The organism is Rhizobium sp. CFBP 8752, assembly GCF_014842035.1.
GTDB classification, from domain to species: Bacteria; Pseudomonadota; Alphaproteobacteria; order Rhizobiales; family Rhizobiaceae; genus Neorhizobium; species Neorhizobium soli.
The window spans coordinates 413877-425574 of sequence record NZ_JACYUZ010000001.1; the positions used below are offsets into that span (position 1 = coordinate 413877).

Annotated in this window: 11 protein-coding genes; 8 read left to right on the plus strand and 3 right to left on the minus strand. The window is 60.2% G+C overall.

From position 1 onward, the window contains the following. The first annotated feature begins 538 nt into the window (after positions 1–538). The 5 genes from cysP to IFT59_RS23040 all read left to right on the plus strand — a co-directional run bounded on the left by cysP (position 539) and on the right by IFT59_RS23040 (position 5194). Positions 539–1522: a thiosulfate ABC transporter substrate-binding protein CysP gene (cysP, locus tag IFT59_RS01910; protein WP_192085911.1), complete on the plus strand. Its 984-nt coding sequence runs from the start codon at positions 539–541 to the stop codon at positions 1520–1522. Between the two features lie 261 nt (positions 1523–1783). Then, the gene (cysT, locus tag IFT59_RS01915; protein WP_062581975.1) at positions 1784–2608 is read left to right on the plus strand and encodes a sulfate ABC transporter permease subunit CysT; all 825 of its coding nucleotides are present in this window, start codon (positions 1784–1786) and stop codon (positions 2606–2608) included. A 4-nt stretch (positions 2609–2612) separates the two neighbouring features. Further along, entirely contained in the window at positions 2613–3491 is an 879-nt protein-coding gene (gene cysW, locus IFT59_RS01920) for a sulfate ABC transporter permease subunit CysW (RefSeq protein ID WP_192085913.1), read from the plus strand. Continuing rightward, on the plus strand, positions 3488–4507 hold the full coding sequence (locus tag IFT59_RS01925; RefSeq protein WP_192085915.1) for a sulfate/molybdate ABC transporter ATP-binding protein: 1020 nt from the start codon (positions 3488–3490) through the stop codon (positions 4505–4507). Before cysW ends, IFT59_RS01925 begins: the two co-directional genes overlap by 4 nt. A 210-nt stretch (positions 4508–4717) precedes the next feature. Continuing rightward, positions 4718–5194: a hypothetical protein gene (locus IFT59_RS23040; protein ID WP_249407456.1), complete on the plus strand. Its 477-nt coding sequence runs from the start codon at positions 4718–4720 to the stop codon at positions 5192–5194. 12 nt (positions 5195–5206) lie between these two features. On the opposite strand, the gene IFT59_RS01935 is transcribed toward IFT59_RS23040, so the two are convergent. Beyond that, positions 5207–5788, minus strand: a complete 582-nt coding sequence (locus IFT59_RS01935) for a DUF1349 domain-containing protein (protein ID WP_192085917.1) — start codon at positions 5786–5788, stop codon at positions 5207–5209. Positions 5789–6228: 440 nt separating this feature from the next. Between IFT59_RS01935 and IFT59_RS01940 the strand changes: the two genes are divergently transcribed. Further along, a complete protein-coding gene (locus IFT59_RS01940; RefSeq protein ID WP_192085919.1) occupies positions 6229–8250 on the plus strand; it encodes a DEAD/DEAH box helicase in 2022 nt (673 codons plus the stop codon). Positions 8251–8319: 69 nt separating this feature from the next. Here IFT59_RS01940 and IFT59_RS01945 read toward each other — a convergent pair whose 3' ends face one another. After that, positions 8320–9054 (minus strand): SDR family oxidoreductase, encoded by a 735-nt coding sequence (locus tag IFT59_RS01945; protein WP_192085920.1) that lies wholly within the window; start codon positions 9052–9054, stop codon positions 8320–8322. 186 nt (positions 9055–9240) lie between these two features. On the opposite strand from IFT59_RS01945, the gene IFT59_RS01950 reads away from it, so the two are divergent. Then, positions 9241–10140 (plus strand): AraC family transcriptional regulator, encoded by a 900-nt coding sequence (locus tag IFT59_RS01950; protein WP_249407458.1) that lies wholly within the window; start codon positions 9241–9243, stop codon positions 10138–10140. A gap of 72 nt (positions 10141–10212) precedes the next feature. Here IFT59_RS01950 and IFT59_RS01955 read toward each other — a convergent pair whose 3' ends face one another. Beyond that, complete coding sequence (locus IFT59_RS01955; protein WP_192085923.1) at positions 10213–10707, minus strand: hypothetical protein; 495 nt, start codon at positions 10705–10707, stop codon at positions 10213–10215. A 457-nt stretch (positions 10708–11164) separates the two neighbouring features. Between IFT59_RS01955 and IFT59_RS01960 the strand changes: the two genes are divergently transcribed. Beyond that, positions 11165–11623 carry a hypothetical protein gene (locus tag IFT59_RS01960; protein WP_192085925.1) on the plus strand — a complete coding sequence of 153 codons (459 nt, stop codon included), beginning with the start codon at positions 11165–11167 and terminating at the stop codon, positions 11621–11623. Positions 11624–11698: the final 75 nt, after the last annotated feature.

Consider the following 11698-nt stretch of genomic DNA (forward strand, 5'->3'; position numbering starts at 1 on the left):
CCGGCGAAACCGGCGTGGTTGAAACGGGAATGGGGCAGGCAGCGGTATCGTGGGTATGAGGGAGATGATGATCTGCCTGCCCCGATCGAGTTTCCTGCGATATTTTCGGGAGATGTCAGTTCCCGAGAGACCGCATGTCGTTCGACCATCACCGGAAACCGAGCTTCGTCCTCAGAAGCGCTGAACCGTCGGGGACCGGTTCGCGAAAACGGTTTCCCATCCGATGACGACGCCATTATCGCGTGGCTTTCAGGCGTGAGGATGAAAAAGGCTACGACGAATTTTTCTTCGCTTGTCTTTCAGGGGCTTAACAAAAACATGCTGCCCGTTTCGTCCTCACGGCCCAAAACGGCCGTATCCTCTTTGCCCCGGATCGGGGCGATCCACTGCGCTTTGGCGCCTTCCGGCAAAACCATCGCCGAATGCTGCGATAAATGGATGAAATTTCTCCGTGTATCACCTGCAGGAGAGGGCAGTTCCTCGCGGTCTACCGATACTCCCGGTAGTGTCGCCTCAACTTCCCATTCCGGAGACACTGATGAACCGCCTTCTTATTCTCGGCACGGCACTTGCCGCCCTCTTCGTGCAGCCGGCGTTTGCGCAGGAGCAGAAACTGCTCAACGCTTCCTATGACGTCGCCCGCGAGCTGTTCGTGGCCGAGAACGAGGCCTTCGTGAAGGCGCATCCGGGCGTCACGATCGATCAGTCGCATGCGGGTACGTCCAAGCAGGCACGCTCGATCGTCGAGGGGCTCGAGGCTGACGTCGTCACCTTCAACCAGTCGACCGACGTCGATTTCCTGGCAAAGCAGGGTTTTGTTGCCGCGGACTGGAACAAGGCGTTTCCGAACAACGCCTCGCCCTTCTATTCCTTCCCGGCCTTCCTTGTGCGCGCCGGCAATCCGAAGAATATCAAGGACTGGGGTGATCTCGCCCGTGACGACGTCCACGCGATCTTCCCGAATCCGAAAACATCCGGCAACGCCCGCTACACCTATCTCGCGGCAACAGCCTGGGCGAAGGAAGAGTTCAAGGACGACCAGGAGAAGATCGAAGCCTATATCACCAAGATCTTCGACAACGTTCCGGTGTTTGATACCGGTGGCCGCGCCGCCACGACGACCTTCGTCGAACGCGGCCAGGGCGACGTGCTGATCACCTTTGAGGCCGAAACCCGCAACATCGAAAAGCAGTTCGGCAAGGACAAGGTCGAAAACGTCATTCCGTCGGTCTCGCTGCTTGCCGAATTCCCGGTCGCAGTCGTCGACAAGGTCGCGAAGAAGCATGGCACGGAAGCGCTGGCAAAGACCTATCTGGAATTCCTCTACACCGAGGAAGGCCAGAAGATCGCCGCCGAATTCGGCCACCGCGTCCATAACGAAAAGGTCGCGGCCGAGTTCAAGAGCCAGTTCCCCGAAATCCGCCTCGTCAAGGTCGACGATGTGTTCGGCGGCTGGGCCAAGATCCAATCCGAACACTTCGCCTCCGGCGGCACGCTCGACAAGCTCTACGGCAGCCGCTGATTGGACTGGGGTTGATTGGCTGAGGTGAGTTGTCTCTCAAGGATTGCTACCCATTCACCCTCATTCCTGTGCTTGTCACAGGAATCCAGCCAGCCTAAGTCCTTAGGCTGAAAAAACCCTTCAACCCGGCACGCGTCGGGTCCTGTGGCCGCCACAAGAATGGGGGACGCTAAAGAACTGCGAAACCAGACCGGTGGATATTCGTCCGCCGGTTCTTGCTGTTGAAGACTTTGTTGCAGTTGAAAACGAGGAACTGATCATTTGAGACGACGCAATGTCCTGCCTGGCTTGCCGCTATCGCTGGGCGTGACCCTGTTTTATGTCGGCCTGATCGTCGTGCTGCCGCTGGCGGCGCTTGTCATCAAGGCCGCGAGCCTGGGGCCTGAAGACTATTGGCGGATCGTCTCCTCGTCGCGGGCGCTTGCCAGTTACCGGGTGACCGTGCTGTCGGCGCTTGGTGCCACCGTGTTCAACCTGTTTTTCGGGCTGTCACTTGCCTGGGTCATTACCCGCTACCGGTTTCCCGGCCGCCGCATCATCGATGCGATGGTCGATCTGCCGTTTGCGCTGCCAACGGCGGTTGCCGGCATTGCGCTAACGGCGCTGTTTGCCAACAATGGCTGGTTCGGTTCGGTGCTGGAAGGTTACGGCATCAAGGTCGCCTATACGCCGCTCGGCATCATGATCGCCATGTGTTTCACTTCGCTGCCGTTTATCGTGCGCACGGTGCAGCCGGTGCTGGAGGATCTTGATCCGGCGCTCGAAGAAGCGGCGCAATCGCTCGGCGGTTCCGACTGGACGATTTTTACCAAGGTCATCCTGCCGCTACTGACACCGGCACTGCTGGCCGGCCTTTCCCTGTCGTTTGCCCGCAGCCTTGGCGAATTCGGGGCGATCATCTTCATCGCCGGCAACCAGCCGATGTCGACGGAAATCACAGCACTGCTGATCTTCATCCGGCTTGAGGAATACGATTACCAGGCGGCGGCGGCGATTGCCTCCGTGCTGCTGCTCGCCGCGTTCACGATGCTGGCCGTTACCAACTGGCTGCAGTCGCGGGCGCTGCGTTACACGGTGAAGGGATAAGACCATGAGTGCCGTTTCCTCTCATCGCAAACCGCCGCGCGTCGGCGATAACAAGGTGTTTCGCCGCACGCTGATCGGCATCGTGCTGGTTCTCGTCGGCTTCGTCATCGTCGCGCCGCTGATCATCATCGGTGTCGAGGCCTTTTCGAAGGGCTGGGCGGTCTATCGCGACACGATCCTTCATCCGGATACCCGACACGCGATCATGCTGACCGTGGTAGCGGCGCTGATCGCCGTTCCCGTCAACACCGCCTTCGGCATCGCCGCCGCCTGGGCGATCACCAAGTTCGATTTCTGGGGACGCCGCTTTCTGCTAGTGGTGATCGAGATCCCGTTTTCCGTCTCGCCCATCGTTGCCGGCGTCGCCTATCTGTTCGTCTATGGGCTGCAGGGCCTGTTCGGGCCTGTTCTCGATGCCTACGGGATCAAGATCCTGTTTGCGGTGCCCGGCATCATCATCGCCTCGATGTTCGTGACCGCACCCTTCGTTGCCCGCGAACTCATTCCGCTGATGCAGGCGCAGGGGCGCGATCTCGAGGAGGCCTCGACCTCGCTTGGCGCATCCGGCTTCCGCACCTTCTTTTCGGTGACGCTGCCAAACGTCAAATGGGCGCTGCTCTACGGCGTCATTCTCTGCAATGCGCGCGTGATGGGCGAATTCGGCGCCGTCTCGGTCGTATCGGGCAATATTCGCGGCCAGACCAATACGCTGCCTTTGCATATCGAGCTGCTCTATCACGACTATCAGGCGGCGGGTGCCTTCGCGTCGGCCTCCATTCTGGCGTTGATCGCCGTCCTTACCATCATCGCCAAGGTCGCGCTCGAGCGCCAGGGTGCGGGCCGCGTCCGCAAAACCGCCATTCCGGCAGAGAAAACAGCATGAAGATCCGTCTCGAAAACGTCGTCAAAACCTTCGACACCTTCCGTGCCGTGAAGGGCGTGTCGCTCGATATCGAAAGCGGCGAACTGGTGGCGCTGCTCGGGCCCTCCGGCTCCGGCAAGACGACCATTCTGCGCATGGTGGCCGGGCTCGAATATGCCGATGGCGGCGCCATCTATTTCGGCGATCAGGATGCCACCGACATCCCGGTGCGCGCCCGCGGCGTCGGCTTCGTGTTCCAGCATTATGCGCTCTTCCCGCATATGACGGTGGCGCAGAACATCGCCTTCGGCATGAAGGTTTCCAAGGTGAAGCGCGACAAGGCGGCGATCGATGCCCGCGTCACCGACCTGTTGCGGCTGGTGCGGCTGGACGGTCTCGGCGACCGGTTCCCGGCGCAGATTTCCGGCGGCCAGCGGCAGCGCGTGGCGCTCGCACGGGCGCTGTCGGTCGATCCGAAGGTGCTGCTGCTCGACGAACCGTTCGGCGCGCTCGATGCCAACGTCCGGCACGATCTCCGCCGCTGGCTGCGCGAGATCCATTCGGAACTCGGCATCACCACGATCTTCGTCACCCATGACCAGGAAGAGGCGCTCGATCTCGCCGACCGGGTGGTGATCCTGAAGGACGGTCAGATCGTGCAGCAGGGCACGCCGCAGCAAGTCTGCCGCGATCCGCAATCGGCCTTCGTGATGAAATTTCTGGGCGATGCCAACGTGCTCTCAGCCCAGGTCCGCGACGGCCGCGCCCATGCCGGCGGCCTTTCGGTGGATGCACTGGGGATACCAGACGGCAAGGCCGAACTCTACGCCCGCCCCGCAGATCTCGACTGGTCGGCGCAGGCACCCGGCATTGCCGCAACGATCTCCCGCGTCCTCGACCGCCCCGACAGCCGACGCGTGCTGGCGGTAACGGGAACCGGCGAACAGCTGGAATTCGACGTGGAACCGGAACGCCAGGTTTCAGCCGGTGAGGGCGGGTTTGTGACGCTGCGGCGGGCGAAGGTGTTTGCGGTTTAGGGGGACGCCCCACCTACACCCCTCATTCCTGTGCTCGTCACAGGAATCCAGACACGCGAGTGGAAAGACCCTTTTGCGCCGCAGACGCGACCCTGCTAGGTTCCTGTGAGGAGCACAGGAATGAGGGAGGTCAGACGTCGGCATCGCAAGACGCGGGCATTGCGGATGATCGCGAGGCATCATCATCTGCCGGACGCATGACCGTCGTCAGTGAACGTGAAGCGTCAGTTTTCAAACGTTGAGATTGGCGACTTCTCTAATCCGCCATTTGCCGTCATCGCAGCGCTCCTGTCGCAAATCGGTGGTAGCGTCGGCAAACTGCGTCTTTCTACGATTGCCGAGGACAGAATGAGTGCGACATTCAAGGAGCTGAGTGACCGGATTGGTCAAGTCGGCGACCTCTATGCCAGGGTGCATGCCATTGAACGGAGCGCCGACTGGTATCTTTTGAAGCTGACCGAGGAACTTGGTGAACTGACAGCTGAGCATCTCCTGATCACCGGTCGGGCGAAGCCAAATGCCTATGGTTCAGGCGGTACCCGCGAAGCCCTGGAAAACGAAGCGGCCGACTTGTTCGGGCAGTTCGTTTTGTATCTTCGGGCGAACGAAATCGACATCGAGGCGGCCATCGAGCGCAAATGGCTCAGGCATCTCGATCAGTATGTTGCTCTCGGCACGGAAATTTAAGCGCTCTGGCGGCTATGAGAGGTCGTGGAGGTCTTTGCCCAACGCCTGACCGATCTGCCACTCACTGAATCTCACCTCCAGGCCGGCTCTTTCGGGAGTACAGCACATCGGGCCAACGAAATAATGATCCGCTTTTGGGAATGGGCAAAGGCGGACGAGTGGCCAAGTTTTTCCATCGCCTGACGCCTGTATTCTGAGAACGCCGCTCTGGACGGTCACTCTTATCCAAAAATCTGATGGGTCGCCGTCGTATCGTCCTGTGGCCCAGTCGGAGGCTTCATTCGTCAGCACACTGCCGAGCAAGCCATAGCCGTCCGAGAACTCGATCCCTGTCTTGACCCAGCGTCTTTCGTCAAGCCTGACCATGAGGCCAGCCTGGTCGTAAAGATGCTCAAAATGCGCCTGGACGCGAACCTGGGCGGTGAAATCGCCGTCGGCCTTGAATGCGTAGAAGTGGCCGTTGTCGCGGACAAAGCCATAATGGGTCTCTCGCCAGAAATCCGTGCTGGCGTCGGTCGTGACAGAGAGTGCGAGATCCGAAGCTTCTGAATTTGCGGGCTGATTGAGCCACCGTCCATTCTTAAGGCTCTGCAATAGTAACTCCTATGACAACCGGCGGGCTTGCTTTGCCGCGTATTTCGTCGAGAGATTATTGCTAGAGCGCATGAACTGCCAATGAAAAAGGACTGACAGAAAAATTCTGCGTTGCGCCAACAGCGGCCGGGAGAATGCGGAATGATAGCGCACGACGATCACTCTTCCTTCGGCCAGCGGCATAGCGGCTGCGCGGCGCAGGAGTGGTCGTGGTGGGGCATAAAACGATAGGGCATTCCTCTCTCATTCGGGCCGAACTCAGCTCCGCGTCCTGACATCGGTCGGGGTGAGGGACAGATCTACTCGCGACCAAACGCGACACCGCGGCCACCCATCCTTTGACTTTTCGCGCCGAAGCCTATAGGGACGGCGCAAACGTTCGGCTGCGATCGTTGCAGCCATGGGGCCTTTGAGCCCGACATATCCGAAAGACAGATTTGATGACCGATATCAACGGCGCCGCCCCGGCGATCGCGAAGGCTTTGCAAAAGCGCGGCTATGAGACGCTAACCCCCGTCCAGCTGGCCATGCTTGATCCCGCGCTTGAAACCGCCGATGCGCTCGTTTCCGCCCAGACCGGCTCCGGCAAGACGGTTGCCTTCGGCATGGCCATGGCGCGCACGTTGCTCGACGATGGCGAGAAATTCGGCCGGGCTGCGGCACCTCTCGCACTCGTCATTGCGCCGACACGCGAGCTTGCCATGCAGGTGAAGCGCGAGCTCGACTGGCTCTATGCCGAAGCGGACGCCGTGATCACCTCCTGCGTCGGCGGCATGGATATCCGCGCCGAGCGTCGTTCGCTGGAACGCGGCGCCCATATCGTCGTCGGCACGCCTGGCCGTATCTGCGACCATATCCGCCGCAACGCGCTCGACATGACGGAAATCCGCGTGGCCGTGCTCGACGAAGCCGACGAGATGCTCGATCTCGGTTTCCGCGAAGATCTCGAATACATTCTCGAGGCAGCCCCTGCCGAACGCCGCACGCTGATGTTCTCGGCAACCGTTCCGTCGGCCATTGCCAAGCTTGCTAAGAGCTACCAGCGCAATGCCGTGCGCATTGCCACCGCATCTGAACAGAAGCAGCATGTGGATATCGAATATCGCGCGCTGGTCGTGACCCCGTCGGACCGCGAGCATGCGATCGTCAATGCGTTGCGTTTTTATGAGGCGCCAAACGCCATCGTGTTCTGCTCGACGCGTGCTGCCGTCAACCATCTGCACGCCCGTCTTGCCAATCGCAATTTCTCCGTCGTGGCGCTGTCGGGCGAGCTGACGCAGACCGAGCGCACCCATGCGCTGCAGGCCATGCGTGATGGCCGCGCTCGCGTCTGCATTGCAACCGACGTCGCTGCCCGCGGCATCGATCTGCCGGGTCTCGAACTCGTCATCCATGCGGACCTGCCGACCAATTCGGAAACGCTGCTGCACCGTTCGGGCCGCACCGGCCGTGCGGGGCGCAAGGGCGTCAGCGCCCTGATCGTTCCGGTCAGCCAGCGCCGCAAGGCCGAGCGTCTTCTCGCCGGCGCGCAGGTCGAGCCCACCTGGGCCCGCCCGCCATCGGCCGAAGAGGTGACCGCGCGCGACGAGGAACGTCTGTTTGCCGATCCGATCTTTGAAGAGATCGCCAAGGACGAGGAAGAACAGGGCCTGATCGACAAGCTGGTGGCGCGTTTTGACGCGACGAAGCTGGCCTCCGCCTTCGTCAGCCTCTATCGCGGCAAGAATTCGGCGCCGGAAGATATTACCGAAGTGTCGCTGGAGACCCGCAAGCCCCGCGAAGGCGGCAACGATTCCGCACCGCGGCCGCTGACGCCGCGTGGCGATTTCGGCGCAGCCGTATGGTTCTCGCTGTCGGTCGGTCGCAAGCAGCGCGCCGAACCGCGCTGGCTGATCCCCACCATCTGCCGCGCCGGTGATCTCACCAAGCACGAGATCGGCGCGATCAAGATGCAGGCCGACGAGACTTTCGTGGAAATTGCCGCCGCCCATGCCGACAAGTTCATGGCCAAGCTCGGCAAGGACGGGATGATGGAACGCGGCGTGCGCGTGACGCGTCTCGACGGCGTTCCGGATTTCAGCAAGTTCTCGCGCGGCGATGACGAAGGCTTCGTCAAGCGCGAAGGCCCGCGTCTCGACAAGCCCTACAAGGACAACAAGCCGTTCAGCAAGGATGGCCCGCGCAGCGACAAGCCGTTCAACAAAGACAAGCCCTACGGCGACAAGCCTTTCAACAAGGACAAGCCGGCCGGTGCCAAGCCTTACGGCGATGCGCCGCGCAAGGACTGGAAAGCCAAGCCCGCCGGCGCCAATGCCGATCGCCGCGTCGATGACGAAGTCTGGGGCGAAAAGCCGAAGTCCAGCTTCGCAAAGAAGCCGGGCGACAAGCCGTTCAACAAGGCTGGCGGCGACAAGCCATTCAAGAAGCCGGCCCCCAAGGGTGGGTTCGACAAGCGCAAGTAGTTGATAGCGGGGGGCGAGGTTTCGTCCCCCGTTTGCTTATTGGGATACCTGGCGGGCAGGTTACATCCCCTAGCCCTCAAAGCTGCCGCCATAGTCCTTCGGGACGAGGTCGGCTTGCGCATTGCCGCTCCGCACAAGCTCAAGGATCATGTCTGCCACGCGTTCGGGCGGATGTGCGAAGGATGCGGTTTGGATCTCCTGTGTCTTTGCCGATTCCAGCCCAGACCTGACAGCGCCATAAAACTCGGTCGCGGTGATGAACGGATGCATGATCGAGACGGCAATACCAGCATCGGCAAGCTCCAGGCGCGCGACACTTGAAAGCATGTTCAGCGCTGCCTTGGAACTGGTATAGGCGGCCGAGCCCGGATAGGTGGCAAGCGTTGCGCCCGAGCTGACATTGACGATGCTGCCGGCACCTTGCCTGCGCATATGGGGAATGACCGCCTGCATCATGACCAGCGGCGCGACGCAGTTGAGATCGAGCACATCTTTGAAATCATCAATGCCGATGTCTTCGATCGTGGCATGCAGGCCCTGTCCGGCGTTGTTGACCAGAACATCGATGCGACCGTATTTCTGAGCGGCGGCCTGGACGGCGTGTTCAACCTGCTCAGGGTGCGTGACATCACACACCACCGCGAGCGCCTCATTGCCAATCTCCCGTGCCAGCGCTTCGATGCGATCTTTCCTGCGGGCCAGCAAAACGACCCGCGCGCCGGACAAGGCCGCAGCGCGCGCCGTTGCTTCGCCGATACCCGAGGAAGCGCCGGTGACAATCACAACTGCGTCTCTGATTTCCATCTGCATTTTCCTTCATAAAATGGTGTGCCGCGCAGCATCGCGACAAGGCGGCGCTGGTCAGTATCCGTAGACCGGAGGCAATCCCGTCGCGTGTCCGATCCGGTCTGAAACTTGCACATTCCTGCTTATGCGTTGCTCTGGACGGAAAGCCGTGCCACATCTCTGCTCATGAGCGATGCCATCAGGATGTTGAAGGAGTTTGTGGAAGAACGCGCTGCAGGCGTGCTCACGACCACGGGCATTCCCCGCGTCGAAATCCTCAAGGTGACCGAACCGACCGAGCTGTTTCCCGAAATCTATCAGCCTCTGGTTAGCCTGATCCTGCAGGGAGAAAAGCGCCTGCTGATCGGGAGCGAGGTGATGAATTACACGGCCGGGCAGACATTCATCGCCTCCGTGGCGCTGCCCGTCATCGGCGAGATCGTTCATGCGAGTGTGAAGGGCCCCTATCTCGCGGTCAGGCTCACCTTCGATCGCGCGATGATCGCCGATTTGCTGCTGGACGATCCTGGCCCGGCTGTGTCGGCCGACACGCCCAGTTTTTGCGTCAGTCACGCAAGCGACAGACTGATCGACGCCTGGTTCAGGATGCTAAACCTGATGGAGCAGCTGGACGAGATTGCGGTGATGGCACCCCTGCTGGAACGGGAAATCCTATTCCGACTGCTGCGCGGCCCGCAAGGCGCCGTGCTGCGGCAAGTCGCCAGCATCGACGATCGGTTCGCGCAGATCAGGAACGCGCTGGTCCGGCTGCGCAAGGACTATGCCACCACCTTCCATGTGGATGAGCTTGCTTCCGCTTCAAACATGAGCCCATCCGCCTTTCAGCGGCGCTTCAAGACGAGCACCGGCCTGTCGCCGATCCAGTATCAAAAGCGGATCCGGCTATACGAGGCGCGCGGCATGCTGTTTGCACGGCCGGGCGATGTGGCAGCCGTCGCACTTGCCGTCGGCTATGAAAGCCTGTCCCAGTTCACCCGGGAATACGCAAGAATGTTCGGATCGCCACCCGCCCGCGATATCAGGAATTTGCGGGCGACCTCGCCGGTGGGGCCGCCGGGGTATGGTGGGGCCGCGGCGGGGTAGGTGGGGGCGGCTTGGGTGTTGAGCGGCGGGGCGTTTGGGTCGCCGGCGCGGGTACGGCGGATTGCGGCAAGTCTAAGGGGTCGCCGTAGCGTCTGTCATCACGAATTTCTTTGCATCCGTTGTGCGAATATAGACGGTCTCGGCTGCCGCAGACATGAGCGGGCTGTCGACCACTCCGAGAACACGATAGCGCACAACGAGTGGCATTGGCCCAAACGGAGTGCTGTCGCCAGTCGGATGGACAAGCGTTATGAAGTCACCCGGCTTGATTGATAGTTGTTTCGAAAGGTTTGCACCGACGAAACCGCCTTCGCCGAGCCTGAACTTATCTAACGCGCCATCGATGGTCGAACTCGATAGCGACTTGAGCGCAAAGGCCTTGTCGGCATCGATACCCAAGATCAAAACCCCGAGGCTTTCCCCTGATGCTGCGGCTAAAGCCATTCCCTCGACGAGAGAACCTGCGGGCTGTCCGCTGCGTCCAGATTCGACAGCAACCGTAAGAGTGGCCAAGCAAGTCGCGAGGAAAAGTGCTCGTGAGAAAAAGGGACGTTCAGAAAGTATCACAGCGTTTCCTATTGATCCTTACCAAGCGGTATCTGTTCGACAGTCCATTTTCATCTAGATGAGCAACCGGCGCAATGGAGGTTTGTGCTGCAAACTCCTCATCCCACCATGCCTGCCCCAGTTTAAGCCATCGGCACCATACAAAACATATCTCGTTCCCTTCTACGCCGCGACGCCTTCGGAACCGCAGCCGGGATACCTTGACGGCGCCGAGGGGGACTTCGGCAAGCCGTTGCGGTCGATGGTCGGCATGCCAATATGCCGGTTGCCGTCGAAGCGAACGCGGCGTGTTGATCCAAGCGCAAAGCAAATATCTTCTAATTATTTTATTAATATTATAAAATGTTCGGAAATTTGTGAATTTACGTATTCATTGAAGTCCGATATGCCGAAATGCTTGGCGCAAGCTTCGCATTCGATAGTGCAGTACCATTTCTATACTTAAGGTATTGCTACAATGAAAATCGACACAGCAACAAGTCGCCGCTACGCGAGCCAGAGCACGCAGACATCTGCGGCTTCCGACGACACCTCGGCCTCGTTTTCGGCCGCGCTGAACACGGCAGATGCGTCCACGTCGGATGCAGAGGACGCCGAACAGACTGACTTTGCCAGTATGACCCGCCAGGAAATGCAGGAGTGGAGCAATGAACAGATCCGCAGCGGGAATATGTCGCTTGATGAAGGCCTGCCCTTTATGGCGATGACGATGAAAATTCCGGTGGGTGGGGGTACTGCCGGCGCGTTGCAGGCTTCCGATGATGGCGAACGCGTTGATTTCACGGAAAAGGTTCGCGCCGGTATCGAGGGGGCGATGTCGCGCCATGACGAGGTCACGCGCGGAATGCTCGAGAAGGCCATGGAGACTATGCAGCAGTATCAGGACGAGACTGCCAGCGACGACGCCCGGGCTTAAAACCCCTCAGCCCAACATGCCTGCCTGAACCGACACCATCGCCCAAAACAAAAAAAACGGCCGGAGCTTTCACTC